Origin of the sequence: Mucilaginibacter sp. PPCGB 2223 (assembly GCF_001705515.1) — a bacterium.
Taxonomy (GTDB): Bacteria; Bacteroidota; Bacteroidia; order Sphingobacteriales; family Sphingobacteriaceae; genus Mucilaginibacter.
This window is the reverse complement of sequence record NZ_MDJS01000001.1, coordinates 491,180-507,956: the sequence shown is the minus strand read 5'-3', so window position 1 is coordinate 507,956 and position 16,777 is coordinate 491,180. Positions and strand designations below refer to the sequence as shown.

General features: G+C 45.5%; 18 protein-coding genes. 7 read left to right on the top strand and 11 right to left on the bottom strand.

The genetic code is table 11. The features are described from left to right. Positions 1-2: 2 nt before the first annotated feature. From BEL04_RS01975 to BEL04_RS01965, 3 genes are read left to right on the top strand one after another with little or no spacing between them, the layout of a single operon-like run. The gene (locus BEL04_RS01975) at positions 3-740 is read left to right on the top strand and encodes a bifunctional 2-polyprenyl-6-hydroxyphenol methylase/3-demethylubiquinol 3-O-methyltransferase UbiG (RefSeq protein WP_065999621.1); all 738 of its coding nucleotides are present in this window, start codon (positions 3-5) and stop codon (positions 738-740) included. Beyond that, on the top strand, positions 733-1,293 hold the full coding sequence (locus BEL04_RS01970; protein WP_065999620.1) for a phosphatase PAP2 family protein: 561 nt from the start codon (positions 733-735) through the stop codon (positions 1,291-1,293). Before BEL04_RS01975 ends, BEL04_RS01970 begins: the two co-directional genes overlap by 8 nt. A gap of 2 nt (positions 1,294-1,295) precedes the next feature. Further along, positions 1,296-2,018, top strand: a complete 723-nt coding sequence (locus tag BEL04_RS01965) for a ZIP family metal transporter (RefSeq protein WP_066003347.1) — start codon at positions 1,296-1,298, stop codon at positions 2,016-2,018. Positions 2,019-2,104: 86 nt separating this feature from the next. Here BEL04_RS01965 and BEL04_RS01960 read toward each other — a convergent pair whose 3' ends face one another. From BEL04_RS01960 to BEL04_RS01925, 9 genes are all read right to left on the bottom strand, one after another. Then, positions 2,105-2,560 carry a MarR family winged helix-turn-helix transcriptional regulator gene (locus BEL04_RS01960; RefSeq protein ID WP_371327575.1) on the bottom strand — a complete coding sequence of 152 codons (456 nt, stop codon included), beginning with the start codon at positions 2,558-2,560 and terminating at the stop codon, positions 2,105-2,107. Positions 2,561-2,630: 70 nt separating this feature from the next. Further along, a complete protein-coding gene (locus BEL04_RS24135) occupies positions 2,631-2,798 on the bottom strand; it encodes a DUF5522 domain-containing protein (protein ID WP_175403978.1) in 168 nt (55 codons plus the stop codon). Beyond that, positions 2,795-3,733, bottom strand: coding sequence for an MBL fold metallo-hydrolase (locus BEL04_RS01955; RefSeq protein ID WP_065999619.1), 939 nt, complete (start codon positions 3,731-3,733; stop codon positions 2,795-2,797). The genes BEL04_RS24135 and BEL04_RS01955 overlap by 4 nt, the downstream gene beginning before the upstream one ends. Further along, positions 3,730-4,329 carry a dephospho-CoA kinase gene (gene coaE / locus BEL04_RS01950; protein WP_175403977.1) on the bottom strand — a complete coding sequence of 200 codons (600 nt, stop codon included), beginning with the start codon at positions 4,327-4,329 and terminating at the stop codon, positions 3,730-3,732. Before coaE ends, BEL04_RS01955 begins: the two co-directional genes overlap by 4 nt. Beyond that, on the bottom strand, positions 4,329-5,276 hold the full coding sequence (locus BEL04_RS01945) for a CdaR family protein (protein ID WP_065999617.1): 948 nt from the start codon (positions 5,274-5,276) through the stop codon (positions 4,329-4,331). The genes coaE and BEL04_RS01945 overlap by 1 nt, the downstream gene beginning before the upstream one ends. A gap of 131 nt (positions 5,277-5,407) precedes the next feature. Next, positions 5,408-5,719, bottom strand: a complete 312-nt coding sequence (gene yajC, locus BEL04_RS01940; RefSeq protein ID WP_065999616.1) for a preprotein translocase subunit YajC — start codon at positions 5,717-5,719, stop codon at positions 5,408-5,410. A gap of 21 nt (positions 5,720-5,740) precedes the next feature. Continuing rightward, positions 5,741-6,214 (bottom strand): DUF1573 domain-containing protein, encoded by a 474-nt coding sequence (locus BEL04_RS01935; protein ID WP_065999614.1) that lies wholly within the window; start codon positions 6,212-6,214, stop codon positions 5,741-5,743. A gap of 6 nt (positions 6,215-6,220) precedes the next feature. Then, positions 6,221-7,168: a transcription antitermination protein NusB gene (locus BEL04_RS01930; protein ID WP_065999612.1), complete on the bottom strand. Its 948-nt coding sequence runs from the start codon at positions 7,166-7,168 to the stop codon at positions 6,221-6,223. 53 nt (positions 7,169-7,221) lie between these two features. Next, the gene (locus tag BEL04_RS01925; protein ID WP_065999610.1) at positions 7,222-8,310 is read right to left on the bottom strand and encodes a Glu/Leu/Phe/Val dehydrogenase dimerization domain-containing protein; all 1,089 of its coding nucleotides are present in this window, start codon (positions 8,308-8,310) and stop codon (positions 7,222-7,224) included. Between the two features lie 203 nt (positions 8,311-8,513). Between BEL04_RS01925 and BEL04_RS01920 the strand changes: the two genes are divergently transcribed. The 4 genes from BEL04_RS01920 to BEL04_RS01905 all read left to right on the top strand — a co-directional run bounded on the left by BEL04_RS01920 (position 8,514) and on the right by BEL04_RS01905 (position 13,759). Beyond that, entirely contained in the window at positions 8,514-10,304 is a 1,791-nt protein-coding gene (locus BEL04_RS01920) for an ABC transporter ATP-binding protein (protein WP_065999609.1), read from the top strand. A 131-nt stretch (positions 10,305-10,435) separates the two neighbouring features. Beyond that, entirely contained in the window at positions 10,436-10,765 is a 330-nt protein-coding gene (locus BEL04_RS01915) for a DUF3276 family protein (RefSeq protein WP_065999606.1), read from the top strand. Between the two features lie 104 nt (positions 10,766-10,869). Further along, positions 10,870-11,991, top strand: coding sequence for a glycoside hydrolase family 105 protein (locus BEL04_RS01910; protein ID WP_065999604.1), 1,122 nt, complete (start codon positions 10,870-10,872; stop codon positions 11,989-11,991). Between the two features lie 253 nt (positions 11,992-12,244). After that, on the top strand, positions 12,245-13,759 hold the full coding sequence (locus tag BEL04_RS01905; protein ID WP_065999603.1) for a malate:quinone oxidoreductase: 1,515 nt from the start codon (positions 12,245-12,247) through the stop codon (positions 13,757-13,759). An 82-nt stretch (positions 13,760-13,841) separates the two neighbouring features. Here the strand turns inward: BEL04_RS01905 and BEL04_RS01900 are convergent, their stop codons facing one another. Together BEL04_RS01900 and BEL04_RS01895 are read right to left on the bottom strand one after the other, a co-directional pair. Next, complete coding sequence (locus tag BEL04_RS01900) at positions 13,842-15,035, bottom strand: threonine synthase (protein ID WP_065999601.1); 1,194 nt, start codon at positions 15,033-15,035, stop codon at positions 13,842-13,844. A gap of 109 nt (positions 15,036-15,144) precedes the next feature. Then, positions 15,145-16,767: a M28 family peptidase gene (locus BEL04_RS01895; RefSeq protein WP_065999599.1), complete on the bottom strand. Its 1,623-nt coding sequence runs from the start codon at positions 16,765-16,767 to the stop codon at positions 15,145-15,147. Between the last annotated feature and the right edge of the window lie 10 nt (positions 16,768-16,777).

Sequence of the window (16,777 nt, the reverse complement as noted above, 5' to 3'; positions counted from 1 at the left end):
ACATGCCCAAAAAGTGGTTTCAAAACTGGTTTAATTCGCCTTATTACCACATACTGTACCAGCAACGCAACGTAGCCGAAGCCGAATTTTTTATCGATAACCTATGTGCATATTTAAAACCTGATGACAATTCGCACCTGCTGGATATTGCCTGCGGACGCGGCCGGCACTCTGTTTACCTGAATAAGCAAGGCTTCGATGTAACAGGTATTGACCTATCGATAGCCAACATACAATATGCCAAGCAATTTGAGAATGAACGCCTGCATTTCTATGTGCATGATATGCGCTATCTGGCTTATATCAATTATTTCGACATCGCCTTTAACCTGTTTACCAGTTTTGGTTATTTTGAGACGGAGAGCGATCATATCCGCGCCTTAAAAACGTTCCGCAGGGCTTTAAAACCCAATGGCATACTGGTGCTCGATTTTTTTAACTGCTATAAAATAAAACACCTCCTTAAATACAGCGAAGTAAAGGAACTGGATGGGATCAGTTTCAACATACATAAAAAAATAGATGGCGACCGGATAACCAAGAGTATTGAGTTTGATGACAAGGGCGAGCATTATTTGTTCACCGAAGAAGTTAAAGCTTTTGCCATAGCCGATTTTAAACGTTTCTTTGCGCAAAGCGGCTTCGAGATCGTACACAACTTTGGCAGTTATAAACTGGAAGAATTTGACCTCGAAACATCCGACCGATTGATATTTATCTGCAGAAAAACCAATGCTTGAGCAGTTAACGCAATTTGATCATCGACTTTTCTACCTGGTAAACCATGGTATGGGCAACGCTTTTTTCGATTGGCTTATGCCAATTATGCGGAACCCCCAAACCTGGATACCGCTCTACATCGCTATCGTTGGGTTCTGTATCTACAGTTATAAAAAAACGGGGGCATATCTTATCATCGCCTTAGCGTTGGCTGTTGGCGTTACCGACCTTACCGGCAATGTGATCAAGCATTCGGTTAAGCGGCTGCGGCCATGTAACAGCCCGCAAATGGCTACACTGATCATCACGCGGGTGCCTTGCGGTTCGGGGTATAGTTTTACCTCATCGCACGCCAGCGACCATTTTGCCATTGCAGTATTTTTAGGAATGGTGCTTTATCGCCGCAACAAATGGCTATGGGCACTAACAGTAGCCTGGGCGGGCATGATTGCCTTTGCACAGGTTTACGTAGGTCTGCACTACCCTGCCGACGTATTTGCCGGCGCACTGTTAGGCACTGTAATTGCCACGTTATTTACTTTTATATTCAGGAAATTTAATCCCCGGTTTTAATGATACATGTCTGGCAGCTTTTACTTTTGTTCGGCGCCGCCTTTTTTGGCGGAGTCAGCATTTTTTTGATCAAAAAAGGTGATCATACCAAACAATTAAAGCTTGTGCTCTCGTTCAGCGGGGCGTTTTTGTTTGCGATTACCGTGTTACATTTAATACCCGACGCGTACCACGGCAACGATAACCTGGTAGGCGTTTTCATACTGGGCGGCTTTTTGTTCCAGGTTATACTGGAACAGTTTTCGGATGGTGTGGAACACGGGCACATCCACCATCACGAGCACGATCACCACCGCGTTTTTCCGTTCGCCATTTTGGTGAGTCTTTGTATCCATGCTTTTTTAGAGGGCATGCCTTTGGCGCAGGGATATCAAAATCAATTGGTGTTCGGTATTGCGCTGCACCACATCCCGGCGGCATTTGCTTTAGCCAGCGTGATGATGGTAAACAAAGTATCCAAAAATAAAATGATCTTCTTTTTAGCGCTTTTCGCGATCATGGCGCCGGCGGGCTACTTTTTCAGCGATACGCTGAGCCATACTGCAGCCTTTAACCTGCAACAGTATTTTAACCGCATTATGGGCGTGGTAATCGGGATATTCCTGCATATTTCTACGACCATCCTGTTCGAATCCAGCGAGGGGCACCAATTTAACCTGCGTAAAATGGTGGTGGTGCTGCTGGGCATCAGCATCCCGCTGATTGGGTTTTTGATGGAGATGTAGTTTGGTGAGTGGTGAGCAGTGAATGGTGAATGGTAATATTTTCCAGTTAAATATTACTGACTACTCACCACTGACAACTGACCATCTTACCCTCTCAACTTATCCAGCAACTCGCTTAGCTTACCTGCTTCTTCTTCGGTTAAGTTGTTTTGAAACATGTCGCGGGTTTTGTACTCCTTGTCGATCTTTGATAACAGATCAAGGCCCTGCTCACTGATGCGGATATCTACGGCACGGCGGTCTTTATTGTTAGTACAGCGTGTTACCAACTGCTTTTGCACCAAACGATCGACGATACGCGATGCATCAGACATTTTATCGATCATACGCTCCTTAATGAGGTTTACCGTGGCCGGCTTAGGGTATTGCCCGCGCAGAATACGCAGTACATTGAATTGCTGCTGTGTGATATTATGTTTCTCGAACTGCCCACGCGTAACGCCGCCAAGCCACCCGTAGGTGAAAAGGATATTTACCACGGCGCGGTGGTAATTATCTTCAAATTTGTCGGTATGTATTTCTTTATCTATCTGCATATTCATCCTCGCGGCAAATATCGGTAAAAATAAATTAGCCCGCTAACTTCTGAAAGTAAGTAACTTGTACTTAGGCTTATCCGGCGGCTTCATCACTTTCCTGCTGCGGCGTACGGTCATAGTTCCAGGGACAATGCAAGCATTTGTTTTTACAGCACGTACCGCGTTTTAAGTGGTACTCGCGGGTAAAAACAAAGTTACCATCTTCGTTAATATAATAGTCTTCATTTTCAACCAGTGTCATCCTAATAATTTTACATCAATGCTACCTTTAAAATGGCTCTGCAGGTGCTTGCCATCACCGTGCAGGGTCCATATCTGCTTTGGTTCGACAAGTGCAATACATTGTAAAATATCGTTCCAATCCACATGGTCTGATATAAACAAGGTATCTTTCTCGTTGGTTTGCAGGTTTTTCCATCCCGAAGCAAATAAACGCTTCACCCCTTTTGCCTTAAAATAACTATCGAACGTAAAGGGCGGAACCAGGTAAACGTACTCCTTTTGTTCTTTCATTAGCTTGCGGCCGTATAATTGATATTTGCCCGGCGAAAACCCGAATTGCTCGTAAATCAGGTTGACGGGCATGATGCGATGATGCACAAGGATAATCTTTTGCGGGCACCAGGTTGTGATGAGGTTAATTAAACGCTGGCTTTTGCCCAGCGCGTAAGCCCCGAGCAGGATATTGCTTTTAATATCGTTAAGTTTCTTGATCTCGGCTACCGGGTCGGGGTGCTGAACAGATGGGTCGGCAAAAGTAGTTTCGGTAATCAGTACGTCGGCCTTTACCCATTCGATAGCATCACAGGTAACATCGGGTTGTAATTTATAGTCGCCCGTGTACAGGTACTTTGTGCCCTGGTATTCCATGAGCACCTGTGCAGAGCCCAGCATGTGGCCTGCGGAAATGAAACTGATCTGTACGCCGCCGATATCAAATATCTGCCGGAAGCCAAACAAATGAAACTGCCTGGCGGCCAGTTTACCGTAGCGCAGTTCCATAAATGCAGAGGTAGCTCCGGTACAATAAACATTGGCATTACCGCTTACTGCATGATCGCCATGGGCATGTGAGATGACCGCGTTCTGTACCGGCTGTTTCGGATCGAGATAAAAGTCGCCGTAACGGCAATACAGGCCATTTTCGTTAACAACAATAAAATCTGATGTGATCATTTGCCTGCCGCCATGGTTAGGAATTGCTGATGAAGGGCCAGTACCTGCGGGATGACCAGCTGACTATCATCATTAGTAATCACATAATCAGCTAACTTCATCTTTTGTTCATCGGTAAACTGGCGGGCGTTACGGCTCTCCACTTCTGCCTTGCTTAAATTATCACGCTTAACCACCCTGTCGATACGCATTGCGAGCGGGGCATAAACCAGGATGTTTTTATCGCAAAGCTTTGCCGAGCCGCTTTCGAACATCAGCGCAGCTTCCTTCATTACATAAGGCGCATGGTGGGTTTGCTCCAACCAGGTATCAAATGCCCTGAATACGGCCGGATGAGTTATGGCATTCAGTTTTGCCAGTTGCTGCGGATCGTTAAAAACGATATTCGCGATGTATTTGCGGTTGAGTGAGCCATCACTGAAATAAGCTTCATCTCCAAATGTTTCTTTCAAAGCGCTGATCAGTACCGGATCGGCGGTCATGACCTCTTTAGCGGCATCATCAGCATAAAACACCGGTATGCCCAAAACTTCGAAAACTTTGCTGATGGTACTTTTACCACTGCCTATACCGCCTGTTATTCCTATTTTCAGCATTATTTTCGCACAATAAAATCAAGATTTTTGGGTTCAATGCTCACAATCTTACAATAATCAGGAAAAGTGGTGAGCCTTACCGGCAGTTCTTCCGGCCCCTTTTCGTGCCATTGATCAAGGTCGGCCACGGCTTCAAAAAACTCATTATTGATACCCGGGTACCTGTTGAGCGATACCATAAACGTAACCTTTACCTTTTGCGGGTAGAGTTTTACATTATAATAATTTTTGTTGTTGATGAGCTTTACGGGTATCTGCACGGTTTTTTCGGTAAACTCGTCAACCGGTATCCTTACCCGCACGGTTTTAGGATAAATAGTCATGTTCGATTCGTGCAGCCCCTGCAGTCGAACACTTTCTTCAACCGGCGCTTCTACATCGTTCAATACTAATGAGTCGGTTTTCCAGCTTTTGATCTTTTCCAAAACATCTGCCGGTCCGCTCAAAGTAACATAGTTGGGGCGCAGCACGATCTGATCGGAAATACCGAACTGCTTTTTAAAACCGATATTGTATTGCAATTGTATGGGCACACGCTTTACGGCGCGCGATGAGAAATCAAAATACAAGGTATCGGGCAATAGTTTGGTAATAGGCCGGTCGGCCGGGCGCTTTTGGTTGATGGCAGCGAGCTGCGTGCTCAACACAATATAATTGCGCTGATCCAGATCCTTCAGGCTAACACTGATGCTGGTATTTTCGACGTTCATGCTCGATAACAACAGGTTCCAGCCGGTGCCTTTAACCTTAGCCTCGATAGTATCGGGCTGTAACGAGCGGAACGACCTGCGTAAGGGCGGATTGGTAAACACCACGGCCATTTTTACTTTATACTCCTGCTGCGCCGAAAGGCTTGTTAACAACCAGGCAACAATGGCCAAAACAAGGCAGGTAATAAATACCGATACCCGTCTGCGTTCGTTTTTGGATAGTTTGATAATTGCCATATTGCCCGGTTATCAAAATTAGGAATAAATACTACAATGCGGGCGTTCGCAGCAGGATTTGACCTTCGGGTTACCATCGCAAACAAAAAAAGCTTCACAAAGTGAAGCCTTCCATATCGCTTTTTGAATATTCAAGCTTTCTTTTCGGCATTCAACGCTTTCGACGAATCTAAAGATATGGCCGCCTTATCGAAACGGATCTTAACGCCGTTGTCAACCTCAACTAATATCGTCGTATCGGCAATTTCGACGATCTTGCCGTGTATACCAGCGGTGGTCACCACTTTATCGCCCTTCTTTAATTCTTCAACAAATTTTTTCTGATCCTTTTGTTTTTTGATCTGCGGGCGGATCATGAAAAAATAAAACACAAGGGCCAATAAACCCATCATAATATATGATTGAACCTGGCTGTTGACCTGTAATAAAATAGCTGTAGTCATGTTTTTGAAATGTAATTTAAATTATTTATTTGCTGTCTGGCCGGGTACCAAAACCTCGCCTACCAGGTGAACCATCGTTTGCGCAGGCACAGTATTGGCCGTAATAGTGATCATTTTATCCTGAAGGCCCGATTTGCCAACGCTATGGAATGTGACGTGGATGACACCGCCTTCGTTTGGCTTTATCGGACCTTTTGGCCACTCAGGCTTGGTACAACCGCAGGTTGCCACGGCATCGGTAATAATAAGCGGGGTTTTACCAATGTTGGTGAATTTAAAATCGTGCACTACAGAGTCGCCCTGCATAATTTTGCCGAAGCTGTAGCTATCCAGGTCAAATTTCATGATCGGCGCGGTAGCCGGGTCGGCATTTGACGCCGGAGCGGCGGCAGTTGCCATAGCGCCCTGAGCAGCGTTCGCATTCTGATCCTTATACGTTTCGTTACAAGCGGCAAGCATTGCAACGGCAGCAATGCCTAAAAGTACTTTTCTCATTGTTGGTTATTCTATTAATCCTCTGCCTGTTTTTTTGATCTTTCCTTCTGATTTTAACTCAGCCAAAATTTTGTCTAAGATACCGTTTATAAACGAATTACTCTTAGGTGTGCTAAATTCCTTCGAGATTTCGAGGTATTCGTTAATGGTTACCTTTACAGGGATCGAAGGAAAATACATAAACTCGGCAAGGGCCATCTTCATTAGCAGGGTATCCATCATAGCTATACGCTCGGGTTCCCAGTTCTGGGTTTTATTGCTGATCATTACCTGGAAGTCGTCATCATAGCGGATGCTGTACTGAAACAACCTGGTGATAAATTCCTCATCTTCTTCCCAGTTCACCACTACTTCGGCCAATTTGTTTTTTTCAGGTTCCTCGTAAGCAAAGTTCTTGAAGGTTTTGGCGATCATGGCCTGCAAAACGTCTTTATCAACCGGCCAGTAGATAAACTTATCCTCAAAAAACTGTTCGGCCAAAAGCGATTTAAGGATCACTTTTTTAAAGATATGCTTCATGATATCTTTATCCGAATGAACGGTATCATCCGTTTTTTCGAGATAAGCCTTGTATTCGGGCGAGGTTTTCAATGATGCAAAAAGCGATTTGGTGAGTTCGGGATCAAACGTCCAGGATACTTTGTATTTTTTTATCGCGGCAAGGTATTCCTTGTTCTTATTGAGCGAGTTGATAAATGTATTGCCCAATATTTTAAGGTTAGGTTTCAGGTCCTCTTCAGTAGGTAAAAACTTATTGGCCAATGTAGTGGCGTCTACATCGGCATACTGCGCTACCTCGTTCATTAGCGAGAGCATCCAGATATACATTTCGTGAACCTTATCAACACTTTGGATCAAACCTTTTTCGTGTTGTTTAATGTCCTTTTTTTCTGACTGATGGTAAGCATACAATGACTGTAATACTTTTACGCGGAGGTGCCTTCTGTTTAGCATGTTGTAAGAACGATTTAGTTCCGTAAACGGAACAGGTTAGTATAAATTGTTTTTTAGAAAGATGTTTTTATTTTTTTGATATCGGCTATCCGTTTTTCGGCAATTTTATTGGCTGCTTCAACGGTTGGTATGTTTTCGGCTTTTGAAAGTTTTAATACATTTCGTACGGCATCATAAATATTCTCGGTAAGCTGCATCGTACGTTTTTTACTGAACCTGGCTATCTCCGAGTACATATTGATAAGTCCGCCGGCGTTAATCAGGTAATCGGGCGCGTATAAAATACCTTTATCCAGCAGCATTTTGCCATGCAGGGTTTCATCCTCTAACTGGCTATTGGCCGAGCCGGCAATAACAGCACATTTTAAGCGGCTGATGGTTTTGGTATTAACAGTTGCACCCAGGGCGCAAGGCGCATAAATATCCACGTCAAGATCGAAGATGCTGTTGTGGCCAACGGGCTCGGCGCCGTATTTTTTGGCCACCTGGCGCAGGCGGTCGTCGTCGATATCGCTTACGTATACCTTGGCGTTTTCATCGCGCAGCAGTTTTACCAGGTTTTCGCCCACATGGCCGGTACCTTGTACTGCAACTGATTTCCCGGCAAGGTTATCGTTGCCATAAAGCTCCTTTAAGCAAGCTTTGATACCCATATAAACCCCCCGTGCGGCTACTGGTGTAGGATCGCCGCTGCCACCGATACTTTCGGGCAAGCCGGTTACGTGTTCGGTTTCCATACGGATGTATTCCATGTCGCGGGTATTGGTACCAACGTCCTCGGCCGCTATAAATTCGCCGTTAAGGTTTTTAACAAACTGCCCAAACCTGCGAAACAATGCTTCGGTTTTATCACGGCGCGAATCACCGATGATAACGGCGTATCCGCCGCCAACATTCAATCCCGAAATTGCCGCTTTGTATGTCATGCTGCGCGAAAGGCGCAAAACATCCTGCAGGGCATCTTCTTCGGTTTTGTACGGCCACATACGTACTCCGCCCAACGCAGGGCCGAGTGTAGTATTGTGTATAGCTATAATGGCTTTCAGACCGGTAAGTGCATCATTACAAAAAACAACTTTTTGATGACCAAAAATACTCAGCTGGTTAAAAACGGAAGTATCGGGTTGGTTTATAGCTGACATTTGTTATTTGAATACATTAAGGTTGACGCTGCAACAAAAGTAGATGTTTTTTTTAATTAATGTGTAGCATGTTATTAAATGTTGATTTTGGCCTTTAAATAATATTATTTGCCTGTGAGCCATTTCAATTATTAATAAATACCAGTCCGAATTAATTTGCGCATCGGAAGATTTGCGCATTTACCACTATCTTTGCCTTAAGCATGAAACACCTGGCTTACCTCAATAAGTTTTTTTACAAATACCGCTGGCGATTGATTCCGGGGATATTGTTCGTGATCATATCCAACATTTTTGGCGTGCTACCTGCACAGGTAGTGCGTATAGCCTTTAACCTGGTCACCGAAAATATTGGGTTGTTCCAGTTATTTGAGGGCTTTAGCCGTCAGTCGGTTATTTCGGGCATATTCGGGTCGAGTTTGTTTTTGTTTGGTGTATTGGTACTGGTGCTGTCGTTGCTGCGCGGTATTTTCCTGTTCTTTATGAGGCAGACTATTATTTTGATGTCGCGGCATATCGAATTTGATCAGAAGAACGAGATCTATGCCCATTACCAGGCTTTATCGCTGGCTTTTTACCGCCGCCATAACACGGGCGACCTGATGAACCGGGTTACTGAAGATGTGAGCCGGGTGCGCATGTACCTCGGCCCGGGCATTATGTATGCCATCAACATGATCACGCTGTTTATTATGGCTATCGGCATTATGCTTACGGTTAACGTAAGGCTCACCTTGTTTTCGTTAATGCCGATGCCGATACTGGCTTTCAGTATCTTCTACGTTAATAATATCATCAACCATCGCAGCGAGCAGATACAGGAGCGCCTGTCGGCCCTGTCGAGCTTTGTGCAGGAGAATTTTTCGGGCATCCGTATCATTAAAGCTTATGTGCGCGAAGCTTTTGTAAGGCAGAATTTTGCCAAAGAGAGCGAAGATTACAAAACCCACAGCATGGAGCTGGTACGCGTGCAGGCATTATTTTACCCAATGATGCTTTTGCTTATTGGCCTGAGCTCGGTCATTACCATATATATAGGCGGCATCGAAGTAATGAAAGGCAATATCACCGCCGGTAATATTGCCGAGTTTATTGTTTACCTGAGCCAGCTTACCTTCCCGGTGATTGCATTGGGTTGGGTAAGCAGCTTAACTCAACGTGCTGCAGCATCGCAAAAACGCATCAACGAGTTTTTGAACGAGCAGCCCGAGATAGCCTCGCCTGCCAATACCGCAGCACAAACGATAAATGGTACTATCGAATTTAAAAACGTATCGTTCACCTATCCTGATACGGGCATTACAGCGTTAAAAAATGTATCGTTCACCGCCAACCCGGGCGAACTGGTGGCTATTATCGGCCGTACCGGCTCGGGTAAAACAACTATTGCCAACCTGATCATGCGGATGTACGACATCAGCGGAGGCGAAATATTGGTAGACAGTAAACATTTGTCATCGCTTAACCTCGAAAGTTACCGCTCGCAAATAGGTTTCGTACCGCAGGAGGTATTCCTCTTTTCGGATACTATCGCTAATAATATAGCTTTCAGCGCCGATACGCTTGATATGCCTTCGGTTGAGCAGGCAGCACGCGATGCCGCCGTTTACAACAACATCGTCGAATTTGAAAAAGGTTTTGAAACGCTGATCGGCGAACGGGGAATCACGCTTTCGGGCGGGCAAAAACAGCGAGTATCTATCGCCCGCGGTATCTTCAAGCAGCCGCAGGTGTTGATATTTGATGATTGCCTCTCGGCAGTCGATACCAAAACCGAGGAGGAAATACTAAGCAACCTTGGCGGCATTATGCAGGATAAAACCAGTATTATTATTGCCCACCGGATATCGACCATTAAAAATGCCGATAAAATATTAGTGCTCGATCAGGGCGAAATACTGGAACAAGGCACGCATAACGAGCTGATGGAGGCCCAGGGAGCTTATTTCGACTTGTACGAAAAGCAACTATTGGAGGAGCAGGAAACCCCTTAATATTAAAGAATTAGTCCGATTATATTATAAAATAGTTAAGGAAAATTTATTTTTATGATAAATTTTGCATTTGTACTTTCAAAATTTTTCTATATTTATCCCAAGCTAATTTAAACAACCAAACTTTTTATATGGGAGATTTTGAAAACAGGGATCGCGAGGAGGTTTTTTCGAAGAAGGTAAGGGCAGGGAAAAGAACTTATTTTTTTGATGTGAAGGCTACGCGTTCAAACGATTATTACATCACCGTAACCGAGAGCAAAAAACGTTTAGAGGATGGTGTTTTTGTAAAGCACAAGATTTTTTTATACAAAGAAGATTTTGAAAAATTTGCAGAAGGGTTGAAAGACACTATCGACTACATCAAAGCCAACCAGGAGGTTGTTGAGAAACGCTACGAATACAGCGAAGTAACCGAAGTGGTGAAGGAGAGCGATGATTTTTCGTTCGATAGTTTGTAAACTAACCAAACAACATACTGAACCCCGCCTGATGCGGGGTTTTTTGTTTTTAAAGCCGAATGTAATACCTTCGGTCTCACCAATTGAACCCACACTAACCTGTAATGAAAACTGTAAAAAAAACCGCAATCTATCTGGCTATTCTGCTGTTCTCGTCTGCCACTTTTGCGCAAGACACCCTGTTCAAACAAAAAAGTATCCTGAAAACCATGGAGCGTGTTGCCGACTGGCAGATCAACACCTGGAAGGATAAAGGCTTTACGCACCAAAAATACGACTGGACAAACGGCGCCTGCTACGCCGGTTTGTTCGAATTAGGTAAAATGAGTAAAAAAGGCACTTACCTGCCCTACCTGGTAAGCATCGGTAACGACCTCGACTGGAACACCGGGCCGCGCAAAGGCATGGCCGACGATTACTGCATCGGCCAGCTTTACTCAAACCTGTACCTGGTGTATAAAGACCCTAAAATGATAGCCAAATGGCGTACGCAAGCCGATAGCATTATCGATGCCCCGCATACCGAATCGCTGGAGTGGAAGAATAAGATCAGCCTGCGCGAGTGGGCGTGGTGTGATGCGCTATTTATGGGCCCGCCTGCTTTGGGTTACCTTTCAACAGCTACAAAAAATCCCAAATATATTGACGGCGCCGCTAAATTGTGGTGGAAGACTACCGACTATCTCTACGCCCCCGCCGAGAAGCTTTATTTCAGGGATCAAACCTTTTTTGAGAAAAAGGAAGCCAACGGCAAAAACGTATTCTGGAGCCGTGGTAATGGTTGGGTAATGGGTGGTTTGGTACGTATGCTTGATAATTTACCGGCAAAAAGTCCAGACAGAGAAAATTTCATCAAACTGTACAAAGATATGGCAGCCAAAATCGCTTCCTTACAGCAAGCCGATGGCAGCTGGCATGCTTCCTTGCTCGATCCGGCAAGCTATCCGCCTAAGGAAACCAGCGGTACCGGCTTTTATACCTATGCCCTGCTTTGGGGTTTGAATAACGGCACGCTCAATAAAAAAACGTATTGGCCAATTGTTAAGAAAGCCTGGGAAGCTTTAGCTACCTCAGTCCATGCCGATGGCATGCTGGGTTATGTACAGAAAATCGGCGCGGCGCCGGATAAGGTTGACGAAAACAGCACTGAAGTATATGGCGTAGGTGCATTTTTACTCGCAGGCACGCAGCTTTGCCATTTCCTCGATCATAACAAAGTGCAATAAATACCCGTTTTCCGGCCTTAAAAATGCTCCGGATATGCTTTCCGGAGCATTTTTTTATTTAAAATTTCTGTTACACCAGAGTTAATTTATTGTGCGAAACGCCTGTTTTGCAATAGATTACAAAAGCGTTCTCACTCAAAAGCAAATTTTATATTTAAATCATTATTTATTTGTCATTTTTACATAAATAACTTTCTTTTTTTTCGAATTATATTAGCTATTGCCCGTATCTTTGCATAGTTAATAACACACCATGGCTACGAAGAAGAAAGCTGCCGAAACAAACCCCGATGTGGTTTTGATCGGCGCGGGGATTATGAGCGCCACTCTGGGCGTAATGCTGAAACAATTAGACCCCAACCTTACTATTGAAGTTTTTGAGCGATTGGACATTGTAGCGGGCGAAAGCTCGGATGCATGGAACAATGCGGGCACCGGCCACTCTGCGCTTTGCGAGCTAAACTACACACCGCAAAAAGCTGATGGTTCGATAGAAACATCAAAGGCGGTAAAAATTGCCGAGCAATTTGAGGTATCTAAAGAGTTTTGGGCTTACCTGGTTGAGCAGAAACTGGTGGGCGATCCTGAACAATTCATTCGGAGCATTCCTCATATGAGCTTTGTTTGGGGCGATGAAAACGTTGATTATCTCAAAAAACGGCATGAAGCTTTAGAGCAATTTCACCTTTTTAAAGGTATGGAATACTCTGAAGACGAAGCTACTTTAAAACAATGGATACCATTGGTAATGGAAGGCCGTACACCTGGCCAGAAGGTTGCCGCCACCCGGATGGAGATCGGTACCGACGTTAACTTCGGCGCGCTGAGCAGCCAGTTGTTCGGTTACCTGAACAAACAGGAAGGTGTTTCTATGTTCATGAACCACGAGGTACGCGATCTGAAACAGGATAAACAGGGCAACTGGGAAATTACGGTTAAAAACCTCGGTACCAAAGATAAACGTAAGCTGACATCAAAATTCGTATTTATCGGTGCAGGCGGCGGTTCGCTGTTATTACTCGAAAAATCGGGCATCCCTGAGGGTAAAGGCTTCGGCGGTTTCCCGGTAAGTGGCCAGTGGCTGAAATGCACCAACCCCGAAGTGATTGAGCAGCACCAGGCTAAAGTGTATGGCAAAGCATCGGTAGGTGCGCCGCCAATGTCGGTGCCGCATTTGGATACCCGCATGATCAATGGGCGCAAAGAATTACTTTTTGGCCCGTATGCAGGTTTCTCAACCCGTTTCCTGAAACATGGTTCGTTGCTGGATTTGCCGTCATCTATCAAAGCCAATAACATTATCCCAATGGTTTCGGCCGGTTTGGATAATATCCCGCTGACCAAATACCTCATCGAACAGGTTCGCCAATCGCCTGAGGACAGGCTGGAAGCTTTAAAAGACTACTGCCCTACCGCTAAAATGAGCGACTGGGAACTGGAAATAGCCGGACAACGTGTACAGGTCATTAAAAAAGACCCCGAGCATGGCGGCGTATTAGAGTTTGGTACCGAAGTAGTTACTGCAGGCGATGGTAGCATTGCAGCCCTCTTGGGCGCTTCGCCTGGTGCATCGACATCGGTATCCATCATGGTAGGTTTATTGGAGCGTTGCTTTGCCGGCCAGCTGCATACCCATGCGTGGCAAACCAAGCTGGCTGAGATGATCCCGTCGTATGGTAAATCATTGGCTGCCGATGCCGACCTGTTGGAAAAAACCCGTGCAAGAACAAGTGAAATACTGAGCCTGACCACGCTGGAGACAGCGTAATTGAGCTTAAAGCTGGAAGCCGGAGGCAAAAAGCTTTTTATTATTTATGGAGGCTTCTTGCTTCAGGCTTTTAGCTTCCGGTTTAAATAACTATATTCTCCAGGTACTTATAGCCGCTGCCGGTATTGATCAGTAATACTCTTTCGCCCGGCCTGATCCAGTTATCTGCTTTCAGCTTTTTGTAGGCGGGCCATAAGGCAGCGCCTTCGGGTGCCATCAGCATGCCTTCTTTGCGGGCAATTTCTTTAAGGGCTGCGCTCATTTCGGCATCGCTTATGGTCAATGCGTTGCCATTGCTTTCGCGAAGTACTTTGAGTATTTGTTTATCTGCATAGGGTTTTGGTACGCGCAGGCCATTGGCAATAGTAAAACCGCCGTCCACAAATTCCGATTCGGTTTTGCCGGCTTTAAAAGCCCGTACAATACCATCACAACTTTCGGATTGCACCGTCACCATCCTGGGGCGCTTGCTGCCTATCCAGCCTAATTGTTCCATCTCATCAAAAGCTTTCCAAATGCCGATCAGTCCGGTTCCGCCCCCGGTAGGATATAAAATTACATCGGGCAATTCCCAGTTAAACTGCTCCGCTATTTCATAACCCATGGTTTTTTTGCCTTCAAGGCGATAGGGCTCTTTTAATGTAGATAGCTGAAACCATCCATTTTGCAGCGAATGCTCGTTAACCAGCTTACCACAATCACTGATACTGCCATCAATTTCTACCAGGTCGGCACCATACAGGCGGCACTCATCTTTAAATACCTGCGGGGTAAGTTTTGGCATGTATACCACAGCTTTGATACCGGCACGGGCCGCATAAGCCGCCATAGCACCGCCTGCATTGCCTGCTGTAGGAATGGCCATTACTTTAACGCCTAATTCTTTAGCTTTGGACACAGCCGCGCTGATGCCGCGGGCTTTGAAAGACCCGGTTGGGTTGCCCGACTCGTCTTTCCAAAAAACCTGGTTACCGATGATAAAGTCTTTTAAATTTTGTACCGGGATGACCGGTGTAAAACCCTCGCCTGACGTTACAATATTCTTTGGATCAACAACGGGCAAAAACTCGCGGTAGCGCCACATATCTGCGGGCCGTTTTTTTAATATTTCTTTATCGATGCCGGTACCCAGGTCGTATTGCGCAAACAGGGTCGAACGGCAGTCGGGGTTGGTACAAACTGTATTGATAACGTTGGCCTGATGGATAGTGCCGCACTCCGGGCATTTTAAATTGGTGATAAGCGAAACTTCAGCCAAACCTGTGGTGGTTGCCATAATTGAGATAGATAGTAGATCAGTTGGCAGCAAAATTAAATATATCTGCTGCCAAACCCTTTTTTGTTGTGTAATAATTCAATTACGGTACAGGCACAGCTTAAGTTGCTTACTGCTGCGTGCTAAAAATATCCCCGGTATTCCAAACGGGCTTCTTCACGTCCTGGGCAACTAAATAACCTATCAAAAAGTTGAGTTGCGCATATTTTTTGCCGGAGCCAAAATCAAATATCCCGTTGATATCATCCTGTGGCTTATGGTAATATTTGGCCCGCCAGGGTGCTACAATTTCGGCCAGGTTATTTTTGCCATCGGCAGTTTTATTGCCGTATTTTACATGCAGCGCCGGTATGCCGTTCACCACAAAGCTGTATTGATCGCTGCGGGTAAAACGTGCCTGTGCAGGTTCGGGGTCGGGCTCAACACTGATACCCAAATAACCAGCCGCCTGATCGACCTGCTTCGCCAGCGACGAATGCTCGGCTCCCAAAGCAGTGATGGATAGCAATGGTGCGATTATCGTCGGCATATCGGTATTCACATCAGCTACCATGCTTTTAGCCGGTATGGTTGGATGCAGGGCGAAATACCCCGATCCCAGATCGCCCATCTCCTCGCCTGTCACCATCACAATAAGTACAGACCGTTTGGGCTTAACCTTCATGTGTGCGTATACTTTGGCAATGCCCAGTAAACCCGCAACTCCGGAGGCATTATCGTGCGCTCCGTTGTAGATCGAATCGCCCCGCACGGGTACGCCAATGCCCAGGTGATCTAAATGCGCGCTGTGCACCACGTATTGGTTTTTGAGTTTCGGATCAGAGCCTTCAATTTTGCCGACGATGTTATAGCTTACAATATCCTGGTAACCTGAAGTATACGAGACGGCAACACCTGCATTTTCCATCACAAACGAGTGCGGCGTACCATCTTTTAATTGTTTGGCAATGCTTTGTACTTCGTCGCCTAAAAACGATTTCAGCAAACCGTACTTTGCCGATATAAAGAACTGGATCTGGTCAGAATAATAGCTCCGTGATAGAGCTACTTTACCCTGATCGTCCATAACACTGTATACACCTCTGTTTACCGGTGTTAGCGTCCTAACCGCCGAATCGGCTGAAGCCATAATGACCCCGATGGCGCCATGTTTTGCAGCAGTTTTCAGGATGGTGGTCGTATTGGCGACATGCGCCTTTACCGATGATGAAAATTTATCCGGCGTGCCACGCATCACCAGGATCACTTTACCTTTTACATCTATCCCGGCATAATCATCATAACCTAACGCGGGCTGACTGATGCCATATCCTGCGAAAACAACTTTACCCACCGATTCAATTTTGGGTACCGACGGATTAGGATAGATCACATAGTCGGCAGGTCTAACAGGCAGTACAGTCCCGGCTGCTATAAGAGAGGTGTTATGCACGATGGCTTTTCGCAGGCGCACGGTTTGTAGCCAGGTACCCTTTTCGCCGGCAGGCAGCACTTTTAAACCGATCAACCGGTCAACTACATAATCAACCGCCGCGCGGTACCCTGGCGTGCCGGGCATACGGCCAAGCAGCTTATCATCGGCCAGGTATTTAATGTCGGCTTTTATCTCGGCCGAGTCGACGGTATTCATGGCATTTGCAACATCTTTACTTAGTTTAACCTGCTGTGCGCAAGTTATTTGTGCAAATGCGCTTATCGCGAAAGTAAGAAAGGTCAGTTTGATTTTGAGCATGGAAGGGATG

Excerpts from the sequence above, each read along its gene's own strand:
- BEL04_RS01975 (WP_065999621.1), top strand. The coding sequence starts at position 3 with ATGCCCAAAAAGTGGTTTCAAAACTGGTTTAATTCGCCTTATTACCAC.
- BEL04_RS01970 (WP_065999620.1), top strand. The coding sequence starts at position 733 with ATGCTTGAGCAGTTAACGCAATTTGATCATCGACTTTTCTACCTGGTA.
- BEL04_RS01960 (WP_371327575.1), bottom strand. The coding sequence starts at position 2,560 with ATGAATATGCAGATAGATAAAGAAATACATACCGACAAATTTGAAGAT.
- BEL04_RS24135 (WP_175403978.1), bottom strand. The coding sequence starts at position 2,798 with ATGACACTGGTTGAAAATGAAGACTATTATATTAACGAAGATGGTAAC.
- BEL04_RS01955 (WP_065999619.1), bottom strand. The coding sequence starts at position 3,733 with ATGATCACATCAGATTTTATTGTTGTTAACGAAAATGGCCTGTATTGC.
- coaE (WP_175403977.1), bottom strand. The coding sequence starts at position 4,329 with ATGCTGAAAATAGGAATAACAGGCGGTATAGGCAGTGGTAAAAGTACC.
- BEL04_RS01945 (WP_065999617.1), bottom strand. The coding sequence starts at position 5,276 with ATGGCAATTATCAAACTATCCAAAAACGAACGCAGACGGGTATCGGTA.
- yajC (WP_065999616.1), bottom strand. The coding sequence starts at position 5,719 with ATGACTACAGCTATTTTATTACAGGTCAACAGCCAGGTTCAATCATAT.
- BEL04_RS01935 (WP_065999614.1), bottom strand. The coding sequence starts at position 6,214 with ATGAGAAAAGTACTTTTAGGCATTGCTGCCGTTGCAATGCTTGCCGCT.
- BEL04_RS01930 (WP_065999612.1), bottom strand. The coding sequence starts at position 7,168 with ATGCTAAACAGAAGGCACCTCCGCGTAAAAGTATTACAGTCATTGTAT.
- BEL04_RS01925 (WP_065999610.1), bottom strand. The coding sequence starts at position 8,310 with ATGTCAGCTATAAACCAACCCGATACTTCCGTTTTTAACCAGCTGAGT.
- BEL04_RS01920 (WP_065999609.1), top strand. The coding sequence starts at position 8,514 with ATGAAACACCTGGCTTACCTCAATAAGTTTTTTTACAAATACCGCTGG.
- BEL04_RS01915 (WP_065999606.1), top strand. The coding sequence starts at position 10,436 with ATGGGAGATTTTGAAAACAGGGATCGCGAGGAGGTTTTTTCGAAGAAG.
- BEL04_RS01910 (WP_065999604.1), top strand. The coding sequence starts at position 10,870 with ATGAAAACTGTAAAAAAAACCGCAATCTATCTGGCTATTCTGCTGTTC.
- BEL04_RS01905 (WP_065999603.1), top strand. The coding sequence starts at position 12,245 with ATGGCTACGAAGAAGAAAGCTGCCGAAACAAACCCCGATGTGGTTTTG.
- BEL04_RS01900 (WP_065999601.1), bottom strand. The coding sequence starts at position 15,035 with ATGGCAACCACCACAGGTTTGGCTGAAGTTTCGCTTATCACCAATTTA.
- BEL04_RS01895 (WP_065999599.1), bottom strand. The coding sequence starts at position 16,767 with ATGCTCAAAATCAAACTGACCTTTCTTACTTTCGCGATAAGCGCATTT.